This is a genomic window from Paracoccus sp. TD-10, from assembly GCF_048270675.1.
In the GTDB taxonomy this organism is placed as follows: Bacteria; Pseudomonadota; Alphaproteobacteria; order Rhodobacterales; family Rhodobacteraceae; genus Paracoccus; species Paracoccus pantotrophus.
This window is the reverse complement of sequence record NZ_CP182418.1, coordinates 1,799,504-1,819,530: the sequence shown is the minus strand read 5'-3', so window position 1 is coordinate 1,819,530 and position 20,027 is coordinate 1,799,504. Positions and strand designations below refer to the sequence as shown.

19 protein-coding genes are annotated in these 20,027 nt (G+C 71.1%); 7 read left to right on the top strand and 12 right to left on the bottom strand.

What is annotated here, in order from left to right:
* Window positions 1-49: 49 nt before the first annotated feature.
* The 3 genes from pbpC to ACNKFW_RS09010 all read right to left on the bottom strand — a co-directional run bounded on the left by pbpC (window position 50) and on the right by ACNKFW_RS09010 (window position 4,763).
* Window positions 50-2,101, bottom strand: coding sequence for a penicillin-binding protein 1C (gene pbpC, locus ACNKFW_RS09020; protein ID WP_244314573.1), 2,052 nt, complete (start codon window positions 2,099-2,101; stop codon window positions 50-52).
* Window positions 2,102-2,270: 169 nt separating this feature from the next.
* Window positions 2,271-3,386 carry a YcjF family protein gene (locus ACNKFW_RS09015; protein ID WP_418024130.1) on the bottom strand — a complete coding sequence of 372 codons (1,116 nt, stop codon included), beginning with the start codon at window positions 3,384-3,386 and terminating at the stop codon, window positions 2,271-2,273.
* Window positions 3,387-3,395: 9 nt separating this feature from the next.
* On the bottom strand, window positions 3,396-4,763 hold the full coding sequence (locus ACNKFW_RS09010; protein WP_147428190.1) for a YcjX family protein: 1,368 nt from the start codon (window positions 4,761-4,763) through the stop codon (window positions 3,396-3,398).
* 98 nt (window positions 4,764-4,861) lie between these two features.
* On the opposite strand from ACNKFW_RS09010, the gene hrpB reads away from it, so the two are divergent.
* Complete coding sequence (gene hrpB / locus ACNKFW_RS09005) at window positions 4,862-7,270, top strand: ATP-dependent helicase HrpB (RefSeq protein WP_418024129.1); 2,409 nt, start codon at window positions 4,862-4,864, stop codon at window positions 7,268-7,270.
* A gap of 40 nt (window positions 7,271-7,310) precedes the next feature.
* On the opposite strand, the gene ACNKFW_RS09000 is transcribed toward hrpB, so the two are convergent.
* Entirely contained in the window at window positions 7,311-7,859 is a 549-nt protein-coding gene (locus ACNKFW_RS09000) for an HdeD family acid-resistance protein (protein ID WP_024843192.1), read from the bottom strand.
* Window positions 7,860-8,096: 237 nt separating this feature from the next.
* Here ACNKFW_RS09000 and ACNKFW_RS08995 point away from each other — a divergent pair, with 237 nt between their 5' ends.
* A complete protein-coding gene (locus ACNKFW_RS08995; protein WP_147428189.1) occupies window positions 8,097-8,519 on the top strand; it encodes an ABZJ_00895 family protein in 423 nt (140 codons plus the stop codon).
* Here the strand turns inward: ACNKFW_RS08995 and fmt are convergent.
* The 7 genes from fmt to def (ACNKFW_RS08960) all read right to left on the bottom strand — a co-directional run bounded on the left by fmt (window position 8,516) and on the right by def (ACNKFW_RS08960) (window position 14,492).
* Entirely contained in the window at window positions 8,516-9,409 is an 894-nt protein-coding gene (gene fmt, locus ACNKFW_RS08990) for a methionyl-tRNA formyltransferase (protein ID WP_147428188.1), read from the bottom strand. The two genes, ACNKFW_RS08995 and fmt, sit on opposite strands and share 4 nt — an antisense overlap.
* Before the next feature lie 26 nt (window positions 9,410-9,435).
* The gene (locus ACNKFW_RS08985) at window positions 9,436-10,314 is read right to left on the bottom strand and encodes a dienelactone hydrolase family protein (RefSeq protein WP_147428187.1); all 879 of its coding nucleotides are present in this window, start codon (window positions 10,312-10,314) and stop codon (window positions 9,436-9,438) included.
* Window positions 10,299-11,936, bottom strand: coding sequence for an alpha/beta hydrolase (locus ACNKFW_RS08980; RefSeq protein WP_024843188.1), 1,638 nt, complete (start codon window positions 11,934-11,936; stop codon window positions 10,299-10,301). The genes ACNKFW_RS08985 and ACNKFW_RS08980 overlap by 16 nt, the downstream gene beginning before the upstream one ends.
* Before the next feature lie 301 nt (window positions 11,937-12,237).
* Entirely contained in the window at window positions 12,238-12,405 is a 168-nt protein-coding gene (locus ACNKFW_RS08975; protein WP_155984336.1) for a hypothetical protein, read from the bottom strand.
* 231 nt (window positions 12,406-12,636) lie between these two features.
* Window positions 12,637-13,137 carry a peptide deformylase gene (def, locus tag ACNKFW_RS08970; protein WP_147428186.1) on the bottom strand — a complete coding sequence of 167 codons (501 nt, stop codon included), beginning with the start codon at window positions 13,135-13,137 and terminating at the stop codon, window positions 12,637-12,639.
* Between the two features lie 286 nt (window positions 13,138-13,423).
* The gene (locus ACNKFW_RS08965; RefSeq protein ID WP_024843186.1) at window positions 13,424-13,978 is read right to left on the bottom strand and encodes a peptide deformylase; all 555 of its coding nucleotides are present in this window, start codon (window positions 13,976-13,978) and stop codon (window positions 13,424-13,426) included.
* Window positions 13,971-14,492, bottom strand: coding sequence for a peptide deformylase (gene def, locus ACNKFW_RS08960; RefSeq protein WP_418024128.1), 522 nt, complete (start codon window positions 14,490-14,492; stop codon window positions 13,971-13,973). Before def (ACNKFW_RS08960) ends, ACNKFW_RS08965 begins: the two co-directional genes overlap by 8 nt.
* A 92-nt stretch (window positions 14,493-14,584) precedes the next feature.
* Between def (ACNKFW_RS08960) and ACNKFW_RS08955 the strand changes: the two genes are divergently transcribed.
* From ACNKFW_RS08955 to ACNKFW_RS08935, 5 genes are all read left to right on the top strand, one after another.
* Window positions 14,585-15,769: a MalY/PatB family protein gene (locus tag ACNKFW_RS08955; protein WP_024843184.1), complete on the top strand. Its 1,185-nt coding sequence runs from the start codon at window positions 14,585-14,587 to the stop codon at window positions 15,767-15,769.
* Window positions 15,766-16,416, top strand: a complete 651-nt coding sequence (locus ACNKFW_RS08950; RefSeq protein ID WP_024843183.1) for a L,D-transpeptidase family protein — start codon at window positions 15,766-15,768, stop codon at window positions 16,414-16,416. Before ACNKFW_RS08955 ends, ACNKFW_RS08950 begins: the two co-directional genes overlap by 4 nt.
* A 56-nt stretch (window positions 16,417-16,472) precedes the next feature.
* Window positions 16,473-17,849 carry an MATE family efflux transporter gene (locus ACNKFW_RS08945; protein WP_147428185.1) on the top strand — a complete coding sequence of 459 codons (1,377 nt, stop codon included), beginning with the start codon at window positions 16,473-16,475 and terminating at the stop codon, window positions 17,847-17,849.
* A gap of 31 nt (window positions 17,850-17,880) precedes the next feature.
* A complete protein-coding gene (locus tag ACNKFW_RS08940) occupies window positions 17,881-18,117 on the top strand; it encodes an Lrp/AsnC ligand binding domain-containing protein (RefSeq protein ID WP_024843181.1) in 237 nt (78 codons plus the stop codon).
* Between the two features lie 192 nt (window positions 18,118-18,309).
* Window positions 18,310-19,413 (top strand): pyridoxal phosphate-dependent aminotransferase, encoded by a 1,104-nt coding sequence (locus ACNKFW_RS08935; protein WP_147428184.1) that lies wholly within the window; start codon window positions 18,310-18,312, stop codon window positions 19,411-19,413.
* Window positions 19,414-19,462: 49 nt separating this feature from the next.
* Here ACNKFW_RS08935 and ACNKFW_RS08930 read toward each other — a convergent pair whose 3' ends face one another.
* A complete protein-coding gene (locus ACNKFW_RS08930) occupies window positions 19,463-19,945 on the bottom strand; it encodes an Lrp/AsnC family transcriptional regulator (protein WP_028709929.1) in 483 nt (160 codons plus the stop codon).
* Window positions 19,946-20,027 lie beyond the last annotated feature (82 nt).

The following is a 20,027-nucleotide window of genomic DNA, read 5'->3' as shown; positions in this document are numbered from 1 at the left end:
AATCCCGGTTAAGAAAAGGCCAAGCGAATCGCGAAGCGCGCAAATTATGTCAGTGCAGCCGGATTGCCGCACTGGCCGAGGCGCCATCGGCATCCACCACCGTCAATTCGGCAAAGCCGGGGCCGGGATTGGGCAGGCTGGCCGTGGGCTGCGGCCGGGCGATGGCGGCGGGCGCGCCGTTCAGCAGGAAGGTCCAGGGCCCGCGCCCGCCCCGCGCCTTGGCAGTCAGCGGTCCTGCTGCGTCGATCTCGGCCCCGTCGGGTGGATAGGTCAGGCGCAGCGCATCAGGGGCGGCGGGGCCCGCCGCCATGGCGCTGGCCTCGCCCGGCGGGGCAAAGCGGCGCAGGGGCAGTGGCAGGGCGCTGTTCGGCAGGGTCAGCGCCTGCGGCGGAGGCGGCGGCAGCGCCACCGCGGGCAGGGCGTCGAACAGGTCGAACAGCACCGGCGCCGCCAGCTCGCCGCCAAAGGCGCCGGGCACCGGTGTGCCGTCCGGCCGCCCCAGCCAGACCGCGCCGACCCGCGCCCCATCGAAGCCGATTGCCAGCGCGTCGCGATGCCCATAGGAGGTGCCGGTCTTGTAGGCCAGCGCGCGCTGCCGCGCACCCCGCGGGGCGGGGTTCTGGCTCAGGATATGGCCGACCTGCCAGGCCGCGACCGGGCCGAACATCGGCGCGGCCAGTTCCCGGCTGCCGCCCGGCAGCGGCGACAGCGTGATGCCCCGGCCGCCGCGCGCCAGCGCCGTATAGCCCTCGGCCAGCCCCTCCAGCGTCACGCCCGCACCGCCCAGCACGATGGCCAGCCCCGGCGCCTCGCCCGGCAGGCGCAGCTCGACCCCGCCGCGGCGCAGCGCCTGGGTGATGCGGTTCGGCCCCACCGCCTCGGCCAGCTTCACCACCGGGATGTTCAGCGACCAGACCAGCGCGTTCTTCAGGCTGACGGTGCCGCGGAAATGATGGTCGAAATTCTGCGGCTGCCAGCGGCCGAAGGCGGTGGGCCGGTCCTCGATCAGCGTCTCGGGATGCGCCAGCCCGTCGTCGAAGGCCAGCCCGTAGACGAAGGGTTTCAGCGTCGAGCCCGGAGAGCGCCAGGCCCGCGCCATGTCCACGAAACCGGCCGAGGCGCCATCCGTCCAGTCCGCCGCGCCGACCTCGGCCAGGATCTCGCCCGTCCGGTGATCGGCCAGCACCACGGCCGCCGAGAGCCGCCGCCCGGCGCCGCGCACGGCGCGCGAGGCCAGCTCCTCGGCCCGGCGCTGCAGGCGCACGTCGATGGTGGTCTCGATCCGTGCCGCGCCGGGGTTTTCCCGCACCAGCCGCGCGGCCAGCAGGGGCGCCAGCGCCGGAAAGGCGCGGCGCATCCGCGGCACCGGCTCGGCCATCGCCGCCCGCGCATCGGCATCGGAGATCAGCCCGGCCCGCGCCGCCCGCGCCAGAACCCGGTCCCGCGCCGCCTTGGCGGCTGCGGGGAAACGGTCCGGCCGTCGCGTCTCGGGCGATTGCGGCAGCGCCACCAGCAGCGCCGCCTGGGCGGGCGAGAGCCGCCGCGGCTCCTTGCCGAACCATTGCAGGGATGCCGCCCGGATGCCCTCGACATTGGCGCCATAGGGGGCAAGGCGCAGGTAAAGCTCCAGGATCCCGCGCTTCTCCAGCCGCCGCTCCAGGGCCAGGGCCAGCCGCATCTGCCGCGCCTTGCCGGCCCATTGCCCGGTCGGCCCCTCCTCGATCAATCGCGCCACCTGCATGGTCAGCGTGGATCCGCCCGAAACCACCCGCCCCTGCCGCAGCGCCTGCCAGCCCGCGCGCAACAGCGCCCGTCCGTCGACCCCGGCATGGCGCTGGAACCGCTGATCCTCCCACAGCAAAAGCATGTCCAAGAACAATGGATCGACCGGCCCCGCATCCAGCCGCCAGCGCCCGTCGGCCACCTGGAAGGGCCGCAGCAAGCTGCCGTCCCGCGCCACCACCTCGACGCCGACGGGCACATCGAGCCGGGGCAGCGCGGTCGCATCGACCCAGGCATCCAGCCGGTCGCGAAGCCCGGCGCCCAGCCCAAGCAGCAGCACGAAAGACATCAGCAACAGGGCGGCACGGCGCGCTCTCATGCCGGATTTATACGCCAGCACGCCCCGACAGGAAACGGTTGCTTCTTTGCTCTGAAAATACCCGGCCGGCGGTGCAGATGCGCGCGGCCGGATGGGTATTGGGGGAGCAAAGAAGACGAGCAGGCCCTGCGCGTTTCACCGTTTCTCAAATACCCCAGCAACGGGGCGCCTAGCGCGGCTCATCCTCGCCGAACAGCCCCTTCAGCCCGCGCGCGATCAGGTTGCCGACCCGCGGCCTCGGCTGGTGGATGAAGGGCAGCGGCCGGCAGACCTCCATCGCGGCGATGCCGACGCGGGCGGTCAGGGCGCCGTTCACCACCCCCTCGCCGAAGCGTTTCGAGACCTTGGCGAGCAGGCCGCCGCCGGCCACGGTATGGATCAGGTCGTCGCCGGCGGCGACGGCGCCGGTGGCGATCAGATGCGTCATCACCGTGCGCGCCAGCCGCCAGCCGCCGACAGCGCCGGCGCGGCCGCCATAGATCTCGGCCATGCGGCGGATCATGCGCAGGTTCGCCGCCAGCGCCGCGATCACGTCGGCCAGCGCCAGCGGGATCAGCGCGGTGGCGGCGGCGACGGTGCGGGCGGCGGCCTCGATCTCGCGCCGGGCCTCAAGGTCCAGGGCCGCCAGCAACTCGGTTTCGGCCAGCGCGATCAGCGTCTCGGCATCATAGGCGTCGGGCTTGCGCTCCTTGAGCCGGGTCAGCCCCCATTCCAGCTCCGGCCGGGCGCGATACAGGCCCTCCATCCGCGCCACCACATGCTGCGCTGCCTTCAGGTCGCCCGAGGCCAGCGCCGCCCCCGCCTCGCGGTTGATGCCGTCGATGGCGGCAAAGCGCGACCAGGCGCGGTATTCGCGAAACGCCATCCCCAGCGCCGCGAGGCAGAACAGCACCATCAGCGCGATGCCGATCCAGCCCAGCAGCGGATAGCTGTTCAGCAGGTCGGTCAGGTAGCGCAGCGCCGCCACCGACAAAAGGAAGGTGAACAGCGCCACCCCGGTATTGATGAAGAAGCGCGTCAGCCGCGATGGCCCGCGCCCGACCAGCCGGGCGACAAGCTGCATGGTGCGCGGCTGCGGCAGGGGCGGGGCCAGCCCGTCGTCGATCATCGGCGCATCGGCGGGCGAGGGCGCGGGTTCGCCCTCGCGCCACTCGGCCCGCGGCGCCTTGCGGTCGCGCTGGCCGGCTTGGGCGGGCTGGGGCCGGGGCGGTTCGGCCGCGGCCTGCTCGGGTGGACCGCCCATTTCCAGCAGCACCGGCCCGCGCCGTTTCGGGGGTTCAGCCATGGCGCTCTCCTATAGCCTGTCGCCGATCAGGAACTCGGCCGCGCGGTCCAGCCGGATATGCGGCGGCCCGTCGCCCGGCCGCAGCGTGCCGGGCGCCGGGGCGAAATCCATGATCGCGTAATCGCCCTCCAGCCAGCGGGTCGCGCCCTGGCTTGCCGGCACCAAGAGCTCGGCCGGATTGGCCGGCAGCTCGCCCGGATAGAAGGCCGCCTGCCGCCCGTCCATCAGCGTGCCGCGCACCGCGGGCAGCTCCTCGCCGTCCTGCCGGATCAATTCCTCGGTGGTGGTGCGCAGCGAGGCGATGGACATGGCCTCGGTCCGCGCGCCCGAGAAATCGGCGCGGTCGCGGGCCTCGCGCAGCATGGCGGCGGTGATCGAGGTCAGGCGCGGATGCTGGATGTGGTGCAGGTGGTCGGCCTTGGTCGCGGCGAACAGGATCCGCCCCACCCGGCGCGAGCCCAGAAGCTGCGCCAGCCAGCCGGCGCGGCCGGGGCGGAAGGCGGTCAGGATGTCGGCCATGGCGCGGCGCATGTCCTCGACCGCCTGCGGCCCGGCATGGATGGCGCCCAGCACGTCCATCAGCACCACCTGCCGGTCGATGCGGGCGAAATGGTCGCGGAAGAACGGCTTCACCACCCGCGCCTTGTAGGCGCCGAAACGGCGCGCGAACTCGCGCCCCAGGGACGTCGCCTGCATCTCGTGCGGCAGGGGGGTGAAGGTCAGCGCCGGCGAGCCGTCCAGCTCCCCCGGCATCAGGAAACGGCCGGGGGTGCAGTCCGACCAGCCCGCCTCGCGCGCCAGGTGCAGGTGCCTCGTATAGGCCGCGGCCAGCGCCTGCGCGGCGGTCTCGTCAAAGCGGCCCGGCTCGGTCGCCGCCAGCGCGGCGCGGAAATCCCCGGCACCGGGACGAGCGGCCATGCGCTCCAGAACCTCTTGCGACCATTGGTCGAAATCCTTCTCTATCAGCCGCAGGTCCAAGAGCCACTCGCCCGGATAGTCCACGATGTCGAGATGCAGCACCTGCTGGCCGCGCCAGCCGGCGATCAGCCCGCGCGGCTGGATGCGCAGCGACAGACGCAGCTGGCTGACATGGCGGGTGCCCTCGGGCCAATGCGGGTCGGGGCCGGTCATCGCCGCCAGATGCCGCTCGTAATCGAAGCGCGGCACGGTGTCGTCGGGCTGCGGCTGCAACCACGCCGCCTTCAGCGAACCGTCGGCCGCGGCCCGCAGCGCCGCCATGCGCCCGCGATCCAGCAGATTCGCCACCAGCGAGGTGATGAACACGGTCTTGCCGGCCCGCGACAGCCCCGTCACCCCCAGCCGGATCACCGGGTCCGAGATGCCCAGGCCCTGCATCAGATCGTCGGCGATACCCATTCCGTCCCTCGCTTTGGCCGGGTCAAGATAGGCAGGCCGGCGGCGGATGTGTAGGGGCACCTCTTTTCGCCCCGACGGCGCTTTGCCATAAGGCGGGGATGCAGTTGCCCATCGACGCCGTATTGCCCGACCTGACCGCCGCGCTGGCCGCGCATGGCCGTGCCGTGCTGATGGCGCCGCCCGGCGCCGGCAAGACCACCCGCGTCCCCCTGGCGCTGCTGCCCGCGATTTCCGGCCGCATCCTGATGCTGGAGCCGCGCCGCCTTGCCGCCCGCGCCGCGGCCGAGCGCATGGCCGAGACGCTGGGCGAGCCCTTGGGCCGCACCGTCGGCTATCGCATCCGCGGCGAGGCGGTGGCGGGCACCCGCATCGAGGTGGTGACCGAGGGCATCCTGACCCGGATGATCCAGTCCGACCCCGAGCTTTCCGGCATCGGCTGCGTGATCTTTGACGAATTCCACGAGCGCAGCCTGAACGCCGACCTTGGCCTGGCCCTGGCCTGGGAGGCGCGGGGGGCGCTGCGGCCCGACCTGGCGCTGCTGGTGATGTCGGCGACGCTGGATGCAGAGCCGGTCGCGGCGCTGATGGAGGGCGCGCCGGTCATCCGCTCGGAAGGTCGCGCCTTTCCGGTCGAGACGCGCTGGCTGGACCGCCCCCTGCCCGCGGGCGCCCGGCTGGTCTCCGAGGCGGCGCGGCTGATTACCCAGGCCGAGGCGGCGACGCGCGACACCGGCGGCACCATCCTGGCCTTCCTGCCGGGCGAGGGCGAGATCCGCCGCGTCCAGGCCATGCTGGACGTCGATGCCGAAGTGCTGCCGCTTTACGGCGCCATGGATTTCAAGGCGCAGCGCGCCGCCCTGCAACCCCCGGGCGGGCGGCGGCGGATCGTGCTGGCGACCGCGATCGCGGAAACCTCGCTGACCATTCCCGACGTGAAGGTGGTGGTCGATGCCGGCCGGGCGCGGCGGGCGCGCTTCGATCCCGGCTCGGGCATGTCGCGGCTGGTGACCGAGCGCGTCAGCCGCGCCGAGGCCGAGCAGCGCCGCGGCCGTGCCGGCCGCGTCGCGCCGGGCATCTGCTATCGGATGTGGGCGCGGGCCGAAGAAGGCGCGCTGCCCGCCTTCGCCCCGCCGGAGATCGCCGTGGCCGACCTGGCCGGGCTGGCGCTGGAACTGGCGATCTGGGGCTCGGACGGGCGCGACCTCGCCTTCCTGACGCCGCCGCCCGAGGCGGCGCTCTCCGAGGCGCGGGCGCTCTTGCGCGACCTCGGCGCGCTGGACGGGGACAACCGCATCACCCCGCACGGCCGGCGTCTGGCGCCGCTGCCGCTGCATCCGCGACTGGCGCATATGCTGGTCACGGCCGGGCGCGAGGCCGCCGACCTCGCCGCGCTGATGGCCGAGCGCGACCCGCTGACCGGCGCACCCGCCGACCTGACCCTGCGGCTGGCGGCGATCCGCGACCTGCGCGCCTATCAGGACCGCCACCCCTGGCCGGCCAACCCCGGCACGCTGCACCGCATCCGCGACGAGGCGAAACGCCTGCGCCGCATGGCGGGCGAGGGCGCCGGCCTGTCGCCGGGCGCCATGGCCGCGCTGGCCTATCCCGACCGCATCGGGCTGCGCCGCAAGGGCGAGCAGCCGCGCTATGTGCTGTCGGGCGGCAAGGGCGCGGTGCTGCCCGAGGGCGACGCGCTGGCCGCACAGCGCCTGATTGTCGCGACCGACCTTGACGGCGATGCGCGCGAGGCCCGCATCCGCATGGCGGTGGCGGTGGATGAGGACGAGATCCGCGCCCTGTTCCCCGACCGCATCGAGACCGTCGAGCTGGTGGAATGGTCCCGCCGCGACAGCCGCGTCCTTGCCCGCCGGCAGGAACGCCTTGGCGCGCTGGTGCTGGCCGACCGGGCGCTGGACGATCCCGACCCGCAGGCGCTGGCCCGCGCCGCCTTCGAGGGGCTGCGCGCGACCGGGCTGACCTGGAGCCCCGGCGCCGCGCGGCTGCGGGCACGGGTCGCGCTGATCCCGGAACTCGGCCCGGTCGATGACGAAAGCCTGCTTGCCGATCCCGACTGGCTGCTGCCCTGGCTGGGCAAGGTGCGGACCCTGGCCGACCTGCGCGGGCTGGACCTGAGCGAGGCGCTGAAGGCGCGCATCGGCTGGGACGGCCAGCGCCGGCTGGATCAGGCGGCGCCGGCGCATTTCGTCACGCCGCTGGGCCGCAGGGTGCCCATCGACTACGACCACGAGACACCCTCGGTCGAGCTGAAGCTGCAGGAACTGTTCGGCCTGTCGCGCCATCCGGTGGTCGGCAACCGGCCCTTGCGCATCACCCTGCTGTCGCCCGGCGGCAAGCCCGTCGCGGTGACCACGGACCTGCCGGGTTTCTGGGCCGGGGGTTACGGCGATGTCCGTAAGGACATGCGCGGCCGCTATCCGCGCCATCCCTGGCCGGAAAACCCGCTGGAAGCCGACCCGACCACTCGCGCCAAGCCGCGCGGAATCTGATCATTTCACCGTTTCCCAAATACTCCGGCAACCGCGCAACCTAGACCGGCTTCAGCCCCTTCAACCGGAAGGCCAGCACGATCATCGCCACGCCGATCAGCAGCGCGAACAGGCCGATCAGCCAGGCGATGCCCAAGAGCCCCGCGGCCGGCACCAGCGCCATCAGCACGCCCCAGACGACCAGCAGCAAGCCGCTGAGCCCCAGCGCCCATTCGCCCTCGATCTCGTCCCGCAGCCGGAGGGCGGCGATGATGCGCAAGACGCCGGCGACCACGCCCCAGGCGGCCATCCAGATGATGAAGGCCAGCGCCGTCGCCGCCGGCCAGAACAGCGCCATTAGGCCGATGATGATCGACAGGACGCCGTCCAGCCCCCAGGCCCACCAGCGGTCGTCCTCCGCCTTGCGCCGGAAGGCCGTGACGATCGCCATCACCCCGTCGAAGATCGCATAGGCGCCAAAGACCAGCAGCAGGGCATAGACGGTCAGCCCCGGCCAGATCAGCGCCATCAGGCCGAACAGGATCGCCGCGATGCCGCGCAAGAGCGGCATCCACCAGTGATCGGCCATCACCCGGATCAGGTTTTCCATCGCCGCACCTCTTGGATCATACCATGCGCGCGATTAGACCGCATACCCGTGCAGGGTGCAAATGCCTGGCGAGGCGGGGGCATGCGGCGCAAATTTGTCCGTTTTGTCCTTGCCCTGTTCCCGCACCGGGAGCCATGGTTCGGGGAAAGAGGGTAGCAATGGGCGCAGGCAATACCGCGAGGCCGGTTTCCGCGATGCGGCTGGTGATCCATTTCTTCGGGGGTCTGGTTTGGGGGGATGGTCCTGTTCGGGCTGCTGGCCTTCATGGCGGCGGGTCATGGCATCGAGTTGCGGAACGACGCGGCGGGCCTGATCCTGGTCTTCATCGCGAGCCTGACCTCGGGTCATCTCTGGTATCGCCGCGAAAACGCCGTTCCCGCGCCGGGGCGGATGTTGCGGGCCGCGCTGCTCTGCATGCTGTTCTTGGCGATCTTTCACGCCGCGGTGATCGTGGCGATCCTGGCCCGTATCCCGCAATTTCCGGCCTTTGGCCGGCTATCGCAATCCGGGCGCGAGATGCTTTGGGTCGTGCTGGCGGGGGCGGCGCTGTTCTTGGTGCCGGTCGCCCGCATCGGACTGGGCCTGGGCATCCGCCAGGGCTGCAAGGCGGCGGAAAAGGTCGCCGAACGGGCTGCCCGCAAGGTTGCCCGGCAGGGCTAGCCCAGCCGGTCGGGCAGGGTCATGCCGCGCAGGATCTCGGCCGCGGGCATCGGGCGCTTCCCTTCGCGCTGCGCCTCCAGCACCTCGATGGCGCCTTCGCCGCAGGCGATGGTGAAGCCCGACAGCACCCGGCCCGGCGCGCCCGGACCGGCGGCGAGGCGCGAACGCAAGAGCTTCACCCGCTCGCCCCCGATCAGGCACCAGGCGCCGGGAAAGGGCGAGAGGCCGCGGATCTGCCGGTCGACCTGCGCGGCCGGCCGCGTCCAGTCGATCCGCGCCTCGGCCTTGTCGATCTTTTGCGCATAGGTCACGCCCTCGGCCGGCTGCGGCCGGGCGGGCAGGGGCAGGCGGTGCAGGGTCTCGACGATCAGCGCCGCACCCATCTCGGCCAGCCGGTCGTGCAGGTCGGCGGTGGTGTCCTCGGGGCCGATGGCGGTGCGCGCCTCGGCCAGCACCGGGCCGGTATCCAGCCCCGCCTCCATCTGCATGATGGCGACGCCGGTCTCGGCATCGCCGGCCATGATCGCCCGATGGATCGGCGCCGCCCCCCGCCAGCGCGGCAGAAGCGAGGCGTGGATGTTCAGGCAGCCCAGCCGCGGCGCCTCCAGCACCGCCGGCGGCAGGATCAGCCCGTAGGCCACCACCACCGCCACATCGGCGGCGAGCGCGGCGAAATCCGCCTGGTCCTGCGGCGCTTTCAGCCGCTCGGGCGTGCGGACCGGCAGGCCCAGTTCCTCGGCGGCGCGATGCACGGGCGAGGGGCGGGGCTTCTGTCCGCGCCCGGCCGCGCGCGGCGGCTGCGAATAGACCGCGACGACCTGGTGCCGCGCGGCGATGGCCCGCAGCGCCGGGACCGAGAAATCGGGTGTGCCCATGAAGATGACGCGCATCGCTGCCCTCCGTTGTCCTTGCCGCCTCATATCCCGGTCGCGGGCGCGGCAAAACCCTGCATGAAGGCGCGGATGTCGCGGGTGGCCTGCGCCCGTGCTGCCGGGTCGAACTCCAGCGGCGAGAGCGACGAGCGTTCGCGCTGGTCGAAGCCGTGATTGATGCCGGGATAGGTGATGACGGCCAGATGCGCGCCCTGCGCGACCAGATCCTCGCCCATCCTCTGGCAATCGGCGGAATCTGTGATCGAATCCAGCTCGGCCAGCAGCATCAGCCCCTGCACATGGCCGGGCCACGGTCCCTTGGCCGCGCCGTTCAAGAGGCCGCAATAGGGATAAAGCAGCACCACCGGGCCAAGCGGCGCGGCCAGGCTGCCGCGCGGCGCGGGCCAGGCGGTCAGGCCGGGCGGCGGCTCGTCCTCGCCGAGAGCGCGCAGCAGTTCCATCACCGTCCAGCCGCCATGCGAGGCGCCGAGCAGCGCCACGTCCGAGGCGTCGATGCCCGGCATCTCGCGCAGCGCCGCCAGCGCCACGGCCAGGTCTCCGGCGCGCTCGGCCCCCGGCAGCACCTGCCCGGCGCAGAGCGCCCGCCAGGCCTGCGCCTTGTCCAGCAGCCGCGGCGCATGGCTGTCCAGGATCAGCGCCGCCCGGCCCATGGCCACGAATTGCTGCGCCCAATAGTCCATGTTGTCATGCACGCCGTCGCAGCCCGACAGCAGCACTGCGGCGGGATGCGGGCCGGGACTGTCCGGCCGCAGGATGCGCCAATGCGGTTCCAGCCGGGCCAGCCGCTCGGCCGGGGTCTCGGTCGCGGGCTGCCAGCCGGCATAGTTGCGCGCCGTGTTCAGCGCCAGCGCCAGGGCCACCAGCCCCAGCAGCGCCGCCGCAAGGATCAGCCGTTTGCGCATCCGAGTCGCCCTTCCTGGCCGCAGATCGCCTTGAGCCGTTCGGTATCGGCCGCCGTCCAGCCCGCGGGCGCGGTGACCGCCACCCAGCCGTCGATATAGTCGCGGGCGTGATAGCTATGGCCGAAGCCCGGCGGCGCCGAGGTCGAGACCAGCATGTCCACCGCCAGCTGCAGCTGCGTCACCACCGGGGTAAAGCGCAGCCGGGGCGAGACATCGGGCGCCGGCGCCTCGCGCATCCATTCCGGCGCCCGCCACAGCGAGGCCGGATCGTAGAACACGATCGGATCGCTGGCATATTGCAGGAACAGGATGCGCAGCCGCCCCCAGGGCCGGCCGATGCGGTCGGGCGGCGCGTATTGGCTGGCATAGCGGATCACCTCGCCCTCATCCAGCTCGGGCAGGACGAAGCGGCTGCCGGGCTGGCGCGCGCCGTTGGCCTGCCGCCACAGGGTCGAGGTAAAGGGCGGGCCTACCCAGAAGGCGCCGGCGACCGGCTCGTTCATCATCTGGAACGGGTTGAAGGCATACATGGACGACCAGGCGCCCAGCGAGATGCCGTGCAGATACAGGCGCGGCCGCCGGTCCGGGGGCTGGTGGCGCCAATGCTCGTAGACCGCGCGCATCAGCGCCGTGGTCTGCTCGAGGCCGGATTCGGTCTCGAAGATCAGCGCCAGCGGGCTTTGCAGATAGGAATATTGCACCGCTACCGTCGCCACGTCGCCGCCATGCATGTATTCCAGCGCGTCATAGCTGGCCGGGTCCATCCAGCCGGTGCCGGTGGGGCTGGCCAGCACCAGCACCTTGCGCTCGAAGGCGCCCACCCGCAGCATCTCGTCCAGCGCCAGCCGGGCGCGGGCCTCGGGGCTCTTGTCCTGGGCCAGGCCGACATAGATGCGCAGCGGCTCCTTGGCCGGGTGGCCGGTGAAGCCCGAGATGGCGCGGGCGCGCGGCCCGCCCAGCACGAAGTCGCGCCCCGGCTTGCCCATCAGCTCCCAGTCGATGCCGGACGCGGCCGAGCCGGGCTGCCAGGATTCGGCGGGTGCTGGCACGCTGGGATCGGTCAGGTGCTGGGCCGCGGCATAGGAACTGTCGGCGATGCGCATCGCCCCGTTCACCACCCCGTCGCGGGTCAGCGTCACCACGATCAGCGCCGCCAGCAGCAGGCCCAGCACATTGGCGCTGCGCACCGGGATATAGCGCGCCAGCCGCAGCCGCAGCAGGTCGAACAGCGCCTGGATCGCCTTGCCGATCACGAACAGCGCCAGGAACACCGCCAGCGCCAGGGCCAGCATCTTGGCGGTATTGTTCACCTCCAGGTCCGGCATGCCCATGCGGGCGCGGATGCTGTTCTGCCATTCGCCCGACAGGATCACCCCGCGGCCCAGCAGGACCAGCACCGGCACCGCCAGGACCGCATGGGCGATGCGCGCCGGCCGGCCCCGCAACACCGGCAGTTCCAGCGCCCGCCACAGCGCCAGCAGGAACTGGGTCATCACATAGCCCGCCGCCATCGAGACACCGGCCAGCACGCCCTGCATCAGCCAGTCCCTCGGGATCAGCGAAGGCGTGAGCGAGGCGGCGAAGAACAGCAGACCGGCAAGAAGGGGCAGCACGGAAAACATCTCTGGCCTGGCGTCCCTCGGGCTATGCCCGCACGGGCGGCGGGCAGGTGGCAGCGGGAAAGGGCTCCGGCCCCAGGATGCACAGGGGGCGGGGCCTGTCGGAGGGCGCGTTCCCTCCGCCCGTTCGCCCCCGAGGTTAAGGGGGCGGGGCGGCAAAGAAAAGCGCTTGCCGTCGCGGTCCCCTTCCCGCGCCCCCGCCCCACACCCGGCTCCTTGCGTGCAGAAAGCCCGAGCTTCACCCGCTGGTGAAGGCGGGTCTGGGCTTCGGTCGTGTCGCGCTCGGTCCTGACGCTGATGCCCGTCATTGAAAATCCCCCGTTTCAGCGCGATATTCGTGGCGTGGGCGAGCCAGACAGGTGATGTGTCCAGATAGCCCTCCGCGCGACGGTCGGATCACCCCGGCCGTCATTTTCGTTTCCAGCGCGATTTCCCGCCGCGCCTGGATACCATTGGCGTCGGGGATGCCCATGCGGTCCTGCTGCGCCAGGCAGATCGTGACAGGTTCCCACCCCCGCTCACCGCGCGCAGAAAACCCTCGTCCTCCAGCGCCGCGCCGGTGGGCAACTGCCCCGGCCGCTTGCGCAGAAAGCCCTTTCACCGTTTTCCAAATACCCCTGCGGCCTTGCACTCTCCCCAGCGCGCCCAAATGGGGCGACAGCGGTTCCAGCTAGACCCGCGCTGTGCGTGGCGCGCGATCCGGTCAGCGGCGGGCCAGCTTGGCCGATTTCGCCACCAGCATCTTGCGGCGCAGGGGCGAAAGGTGATCGACATAAAGCCGGCCGTCCAGGTGGTCGATCTGGTGCTGCACCGAGGTCGCCCAGAGGCCGACGAAATCCCGCTCCTCGATCTCGCCATCGGCATTGAGGAAACGCACGGTGACGGCGCGCGGCCGCTCGATCCGGGCCGAGACGCCGGGCAGGTTCGGACTGGCCTCCTCATGGGCGCGCAGCTGCACGCTGGCGTGCAGGATCTCGGGATTGGCCATGCGCAGGGCCTGGCCGCGCTTGTCGGATGCGTCCACCACCGCCAGGCGCTGCATGATGCCGATCTGCGGCGCGGCAAGGCCGACGCCGGGCATCGCCTCCATCGTGTCGATCATGTCGTCCCAGATCATCCGCACGGTCTCGGTGATCGCGGGAACCGGCTCGGCCGGCATGTGCAGGCGGCGGTCGGCATAGGGCAGGAAGGGGCGGACGGTCATCGGGGCGGCCTTGTCAGGGATGGCCGCCCGGCTACCACGGCGGGGAATGAAGGTAAATCCGGCCCGGACTGTCCACCCGCCGCGAATCGCGCCGGACATGGAAGGCGCCCTGCCCATAGGCACGCCATTCGTCGTGGGACGGCTGGCATCCTTCGCGGCGGCGGGCCAGCCGCCGGCCGAGCCAGAGGCCGGCGAGAAAGCAGAGAATCTGGGACAGCGGGAACAAGCGGCGACTCCGGCGGCGGCATCTGCTCCCCCGGTCTATCGCGAAACGGTTAAGGCCGGCTTAACGCACGGTGGAATCCCGGCCGTCCAGCGCATCGAGGATCAGCCGGCCGTCCAGATGGTCGGCCTCGTGCTGGGCGATGCGGGCCTCGATGCCGGCCAGGGTCAGCAATTGCAGCGTCCCCATCAGGTCGAAGCAGCGCATCGAGACCGTCACCGGCCGGCTTACCGCAGCCGGCCGGCCGGGGATCGAGAGGCAGGCTTCCTCCAGGGTCTCGACCATGCCGCCCAGGGGCAGGATTTCGGGGTCGAGAACCACGCGGGGCAGGGGCGCGCCGGCCTTCCAGCCGTGATCCATGACGAAGATGCGCCAGCACTCGCCGATCTGCGGCGCGGCCAGGCCGCGGCCGCCGGCGTCATACATGGTCGCCAGCAGGTCGGCCGCAAGCTGCGAAAGCGCGTCCCAGCCCAGCCGCCCCACCGGCGCGCAGACCTGGCGCAGCGCCGGGTGGGGATGGACCAGTATCGGGCGGATGCGCCCGCGGGCGGCCAGCGCGGCGGGGTCGGGCCCCCTGGACGCCTGCGCGGCATCCTGGCCCGACAGGGGCTCAGGCACGGCCGCGCTCGCGCTTAAGCTTGACCATCTTGCGGGTGATCATCTGGCGCTTGATCGGACTAAGGTAGTCGATGAACAGCTTGCCGTCGAGATGGTCGATCTCGTGCTGGGCGCAGGTGGCCCAGAGCCCCTCGAAATCCCGCTCATGCGTCTTGCCGTCCAGGCCGAGCCAGCGCACCTTGACCTCGGCCGGCCGCGTCACGTCGGCATATTGCTCGGGGATCGACAGGCAGCCTTCCTCGTAGGTGTTCAGCGCCTCCGAGCGCCAGGTGATCTCGGGGTTGACCATGACGATGGGGTTGCGCGGCGCCTCGGGATCCTTTTCGCAATCCATGACGTAAAGCCGCGACAGCACGCCCACTTGCGGCGCGGCCAGACCCACGCCCGGCGCGTCATACATGGTGGCCAGCATGTCGGCGGCCAGGGTCTCGATCTCGGGGGTGATGCGGCCCACGGGCTCGCAGGGCTTCTTCAGCCGCGGATCGGGGTGGAGGATGATGCTGCGCAATGTCATGACCGTGATCTAGGGCAAGCCTTGGCCTTGCGCAACAAGCCGCTATGCTGCCCCCGAACAGAAAGCGCCCGAACGGAAAACGAGGGGAAACCATGGTCCAGCCCGATTTCGACGAGATCATCGACCGCACCGGCACCCATTGCTCGAAATGGGACGACATGCAGGCGATCTACGGCGTTTCGCCCCAGGACGGGATCGCGATGTGGGTCGCGGACATGGATTTCCGCCCGCCGGCCTCGGTGCAGCGCGCGGTCGAGGCGATGGCGGCGCATGGCGTCTATGGCTATCCCGGCGCCAACCCGGCCTATCTCGAGGCGATCCGCTGGTGGATGGAGACACGCCACGGCTGGCAGATCGAGCCGGACTGGATCCTCTCGGCGCATGGGCTGGTCAACGGCACGGCGGTCTGCGTCGATGCCTTCACCCGGCCGGGCGACCGGGTGATCGTCATGACCCCGGTCTATCACGCCTTCGCCCGCGTCATCCGCGCGTCAGGCCGCGAGGTGGCCGAGTTCCCGCTGGCCATCCGGGATGGGCAGTATCGCATGGACTGGGAGGGCTGGCGGAAGCTGCTGACCGGGCGCGAGCGGATGCTGATCCTGTGCTCGCCCCACAATCCCGGCGGCAGGGTCTGGAGCGCCGAGGAACTGCGCGAGGTCGCCGATTTCTGCGCCGCCCATGACCTGATCCTGGTCTCGGACGAGATCCACCACGACCTGGTCCTGCCCGGCAGCCCGCGCCATTCGGTGCTGGCGACCGTCGCGCCCGAGGCCGCGCCGCGGCTGGTGACGCTGACCGCCGCCACCAAGACCTTCAACATCGCCGGCGCCCATATCGGCAACCTGATCGTGGCCGACGAGGGGCTGCGCAAGCGCCTGCAAACCCGGTTGATGGCCCTGGGCATCTCGCCCGGCCTGTTCGGGCCGGGCATGGTCGCCGCTGCCTATTCGCCCGAGGGCGCGGCCTGGGTCGATGCGCTGGTGGCCTATCTGGACGGCAACCGGCGGTTGTTCGACGAGGGCGTGAACATCATTCCCGGCCTGCGCTCGATGCCCTTGCAGGCGACCTACCTCGCCTGGCTCGACTTCTCGGGCACCGGCATGGAGCGCGCCGAGTTCACCCGCCGGGTCGAGCATGGCGCCCGCATCGCCGTCAACCACGGCGGCAGTTTCGGCACCGGCGGCGAGGACTTCCTGCGCTTCAACATCGCCACGCCCCGCGCCCGGGTGGCCGAGGCCGTGGCGCGGCTGCAAGAGGCGTTCCGCGACCTGCAATGAGACGGCTGGGCGGGCTCTTCTCGGTGCTGTGCCTGGCGGCGGTGCTCTGGGGGCTGTGGCTGATCTGGGCGCCGCAGCCCGCGCCCGTCCCGGTGCCGCAGCCGCCGGCGGCCGGCTGGCACTGGCCGCGCCTGCCCGATCTGCGCCTGCCCGAGTTCCGGCTGCCGCGCATCACCCTGCCGCCGGTCTTCCAGCGCCCGCCGGCAAGGCCGGAGGCGCCCATCGCCTCGCCGGTCCAGCGCATCCTGGTCGAGAAATCCGCCCGCCGCATGACGGTGTATCAGGAAAGCGGCCCGCCCCGGACCTTCCGCATCGCCCTGGGCTTCGCGCCCGAGGGCGACAAGAGCCGCGAGGGCGATGGCCGCACGCCCGAGGGCATTTTCCGCATCGACCGGCTGAACCGGCAAAGCGCCTATCACCTGTCGCTGGGCATCGACTATCCGCAGCCCCGCCACCGCGAGGCGGCGCGCCGGCTAGGCGTCAGCCCCGGCGGCGACATCATGATCCACGGTCAGCCGAACCAGCTGCCCGACGGCTTTCGCGTCAAGGGCGACTGGACCGCCGGCTGCATCGCCGTCGACAATGCCGAGATCGAGGAGATCTTCGCCCATGCCCGCATCGGCACCGAGGTCGAGATCCGGCCCTGAGCCGTGACGCGGCGCGACGCCTTGCCGCAGCCCTTGCCCAAGGATAAGGCAGGGGCATGACGTTTCACCGCTACGCCCCGCATCTGCGCGCGACGCTCGCGCTCGGGCTGCCGCTGGTCGGCAGCCACCTGGCGCGCATGGCCATCCATGTCGCCGATACCGTCATGGTCGGCTGGTACGGGGTCGAGGAGCTGGCGGCGCTGGTTATCGCCGTGTCCTTCTTCAACATCCTGTTCTTCCTGGGCATGGGCTTCGGTATCGGCGTCATGGGGCTGATCGCCACCGCCATCGCGCGGGGCGACGAGGTCGAGGTGCGCCGCTCGGCCCGGATGGCGCTGTGGCTGTCGCTGGGTTTCGCCGTGGCGGTGATCCCGGCCATGTGGCATTCCGAGCCGATCCTGCTGGCCATCGGCCAGGAGCCGGTGGTGGCGCGGCTGGCGCAGGACTACCTGCGCATCGCCGGCTTCGGCCTGATCGCGATGCTGTGCCAGTTGACGCTCAACAGCTACCTGGCGGCGATGGAGCGGCCGCAGGTGGTGCTGTGGATCACGCTGGCGGGTCTGCCGCTGGTGATCGTGCTGAACTGGCTGCTGATCTTCGGCAATCTGGGCGCGCCGGAACTGGGGGTGCGGGGCGCCGCCATCGCCGCCATCGCCGTGCAGTTTTCGCAGCTTCTGGCGATCGCCGCCTATGCGGCCTGGCTGCCGGCGGCGCGCAAATACCAGCTGTTCCGGCGCTTCTGGCGCCCCGACTGGGCGGGGATGCGGGCGGTCTTCGTGCTGGGCCTGCCCATCGGGCTGACCATGGTGGCCGAGGGCGGGCTTTTCGTCGGCTCGAACGTGATGATGGGCTGGATCGGCACGCGCGAGCTGGCCGCGCACGGAATCGCGCTGCAGCTCGCCTCGCTGACCTTCATGCTGCATCTGGGCATGTCGAATGCCGCCACCGTGCGCATCGGCCAGGCCAAGGGCCGGGGCGACGGCCGCTGGATGCGCGACGCCGGCGTGACGGTGACCGCGGTTTCGGTGGTGATCGCCGCGCTGGCCATGGCGGCTTTCGAGCTGTTCCCGCGCCAGCTGGTCGGGCTCTACCTGGATGCCTCGGATCCCGAGACCCCGGCCATCGTCGGGATCGCGGCCGGACTGCTGTTCTATGCCGGGCTGTTTCAGCTGACGGATGCGATGCAGGTGATTGGGCTGGGGCTGTTGCGCGGGGTGCAGGACACGCGCGTGCCCATGGTGATCGCGGCCATCAGCTATTGGCTGGTAGGCATCCCGGTGGCCTACGGGCTGGCCTTCGTCGCCGGGATGGGCCCGGCCGGCCTGTGGCTGGGGCTGGTCGCGGGGCTGAGCCTGGCCGCGGTGCTGCTGATGCGCCGCTTCTGGCGCGGCTTCGCGCGCGGGGACTGGACCTGCGAGGCGCGCGTGGTCTAGTCTGACGCGGCAAGAGATCGAGAGGTTCGCCATGCGCCCGGTTTTCGTCCAGTTCCGCTGCTCGCCCGGCAAGACCTACGAGGTCGCCGATGCGATCTATGACCGCGAGATCGTCAGCGAGCTTTACTCGACCTCGGGCGATTACGACCTCTTGGCCAAGATCTACGTGCCCGAGAACCAGGATGTCGGGCATTATCTCTCCGAAAAGCTGTTCGACATCCCGCATATCGTGCGCACGCTGACGACGATCACCTTCAAGGCGTTCTAGGGGCAAGGCTTTCCAGGGGGTGTCCCCGCCGCGCCTGCTGCGCCCTGGGGCTTCGCCCCGTTCGTCGCTGAAAAAGGTCCGGCGGACCTTTTTCCGGGCGCTCCTCACCCCCCAGGATATTTGTCCAAGGAAGAAGCCGGCAGGCCGGCGCGGCCCTTGCGCAGGGGCGGAGTTTGGGGTTTCTGTGGCGCCATGATGCGCTTTCGCTTTGCCCCCATTCCCGCCGCGCTGCCCGCGACCGTTCCCTTCACCGGCCCCGAGACGCTGGAGCGCCGCCGTGGCGCGCCGTTCCGCGCCCGGCTGGGCGCCAACGAGAACGGCTTCGGCCCCTCGCCCAGGGCGGTCGCGGCCATGGCGCGGGCGGCGGCGGAGGTCTGGAAATACGGCGATCCCGACACCCACGACCTGCGCCATGCGCTGGCCGCGCATCACGGCGTCGCGCCCGAGAACATCATGGTCGGCGAGGGGATCGACGGGCTCTTGGGCCTGCTCGTGCGGCTGATGGTGGCGCCGGGCGAGGTGGTGGTCAGTTCGGACGGGGCCTATCCGACCTTCAACTATCACGTGGCGGGTTTCGGCGGCCGGCTGGTCAAGATGCCCTATCGCGACGATGCCGAGGATCCCGAGGCGCTGGCCGCCGCCGCGCATCGCCATGGCGCGCGCCTGGTCTATCTGGCGAACCCCGACAACCCGATGGGCAGCTGGCATCCCGGCCGGCGCATCGAGGCCATGCTGGGCGCCCTGCCCGAGACGAGCCTGCTGGTTCTGGACGAGGCCTATGCCGAATTCGCTCCCGCCGATGCCATCCCCCGCATCGAGCCCGAGGACGCGCGGGCGATCCGTTTCCGCACTTTCTCCAAGGCCCATGCCATGGCAGGGGCGCGGATCGGCTATGCCATCGGCCCGGCGGAACTGATCGCCGGCTTCGACCGCATCCGCAACCATTTCGGCATCGGCCGCATCGCCCAGGCCGGCGCGCTGGCCGCGCTGGAGGATCGCGACTGGCTGGCCCATGTCCTGGCCGAAACCGCCGCCGCCCGCGCGCGCATCGCCGCGATCGCGCGCGAGAACCGGCTGGAGGCGCTGCCCTCGGCCACGAATTTCGTCGCCGTCGACTGCGGCCGCGACGGCGCCTTTGCCCGCGCCCTGCTGGATGCGCTGGCGCAGGAGGGCATCTTCGTGCGCATGCCCGGCGTTGCGCCGATGGATCGCTGCATCCGCGTCTCCTGCGGCCCCGAACCCGAGATGGCCGCCTTCGCCGAGGCGCTGCCCAGAGCGCTCAGGGCGCTGGCCTGACCGTTTCACCGTTTCACAAATACCCCTGCGGCCGCGCCGCCGGCGGCGGTCAGTCCAGGGGAAGCGCCGTGGTCGCCTTAAGCTCTTCCATCGAGAGAAGCGCCGTGACGTTATGGATCCTCACCTCGGAAATCAGCGCCTGGTAGAAGCGGTCATAGGCCCGCGCATTGCGCACCCGCACCTTCAGGATATAGTCGATGTCGCCGGCCAGCCGGTGCGCCTCGATCACCTCGGGACGGGCGCGCACCGCGGCCAGGAAGCGGCGCGCCCAGTCCGGGTCGTGCTCGCTGGTGCGGATCAGCACGAAGAAGCAGGCGTCGAGCCCCAGCGCATCGGGGTCGAGCAGCGCCACCTGGGACCGGATCACCCCGGCCTCGCGCAGCTTGCGAATCCGGTTCCAGACCGGGGTCTTCGAGGCCCCCACCCGTGCCGCGATGTCGTCGAGCGACAGCGTGGCGTCCTCTTGCAGCAGGGACAGGATTTTGCGGTCGGTGTCGTCCAGCCGGATGGGAGTTTGCCTGTTGTCGCTCATTGTGAAACCTCGTCCTTGCTGCGCGGCTGACATGCGGAGATGTTTCTTATTTTTCTGCCCCACTCGTCAATATGGGGGATTT

What these genes read in the sequence shown, in the direction of transcription:
- fmt (WP_147428188.1), bottom strand. Translation starts at nt 9,409, where the DNA reads ATGCGCGTCATCTTCATGGGCACACCCGATTTCTCGGTCCCGGCGCTG.
- ACNKFW_RS08945 (WP_147428185.1), top strand. Translation starts at nt 16,473, where the DNA reads ATGACGTTTCACCGCTACGCCCCGCATCTGCGCGCGACGCTCGCGCTC.
- ACNKFW_RS09000 (WP_024843192.1), bottom strand. Translation starts at nt 7,859, where the DNA reads ATGGAAAACCTGATCCGGGTGATGGCCGATCACTGGTGGATGCCGCTC.
- ACNKFW_RS08935 (WP_147428184.1), top strand. Translation starts at nt 18,310, where the DNA reads ATGATGCGCTTTCGCTTTGCCCCCATTCCCGCCGCGCTGCCCGCGACC.
- ACNKFW_RS08980 (WP_024843188.1), bottom strand. Translation starts at nt 11,936, where the DNA reads ATGTTTTCCGTGCTGCCCCTTCTTGCCGGTCTGCTGTTCTTCGCCGCC.
- ACNKFW_RS08955 (WP_024843184.1), top strand. Translation starts at nt 14,585, where the DNA reads ATGGTCCAGCCCGATTTCGACGAGATCATCGACCGCACCGGCACCCAT.
- hrpB (WP_418024129.1), top strand. Translation starts at nt 4,862, where the DNA reads ATGCAGTTGCCCATCGACGCCGTATTGCCCGACCTGACCGCCGCGCTG.
- def (WP_418024128.1), bottom strand. Translation starts at nt 14,492, where the DNA reads ATGACATTGCGCAGCATCATCCTCCACCCCGATCCGCGGCTGAAGAAG.
- ACNKFW_RS08995 (WP_147428189.1), top strand. Translation starts at nt 8,097, where the DNA reads ATGGTCCTGTTCGGGCTGCTGGCCTTCATGGCGGCGGGTCATGGCATC.
- ACNKFW_RS09015 (WP_418024130.1), bottom strand. Translation starts at nt 3,386, where the DNA reads ATGGCTGAACCCCCGAAACGGCGCGGGCCGGTGCTGCTGGAAATGGGC.
- ACNKFW_RS08950 (WP_024843183.1), top strand. Translation starts at nt 15,766, where the DNA reads ATGAGACGGCTGGGCGGGCTCTTCTCGGTGCTGTGCCTGGCGGCGGTG.
- ACNKFW_RS08930 (WP_028709929.1), bottom strand. Translation starts at nt 19,945, where the DNA reads ATGAGCGACAACAGGCAAACTCCCATCCGGCTGGACGACACCGACCGC.
- ACNKFW_RS09010 (WP_147428190.1), bottom strand. Translation starts at nt 4,763, where the DNA reads ATGGGTATCGCCGACGATCTGATGCAGGGCCTGGGCATCTCGGACCCG.
- ACNKFW_RS08975 (WP_155984336.1), bottom strand. Translation starts at nt 12,405, where the DNA reads ATGGGCATCCCCGACGCCAATGGTATCCAGGCGCGGCGGGAAATCGCG.
- def (WP_147428186.1), bottom strand. Translation starts at nt 13,137, where the DNA reads ATGACCGTCCGCCCCTTCCTGCCCTATGCCGACCGCCGCCTGCACATG.
- pbpC (WP_244314573.1), bottom strand. Translation starts at nt 2,101, where the DNA reads ATGAGAGCGCGCCGTGCCGCCCTGTTGCTGATGTCTTTCGTGCTGCTG.
- ACNKFW_RS08985 (WP_147428187.1), bottom strand. Translation starts at nt 10,314, where the DNA reads ATGCGCAAACGGCTGATCCTTGCGGCGGCGCTGCTGGGGCTGGTGGCC.
- ACNKFW_RS08940 (WP_024843181.1), top strand. Translation starts at nt 17,881, where the DNA reads ATGCGCCCGGTTTTCGTCCAGTTCCGCTGCTCGCCCGGCAAGACCTAC.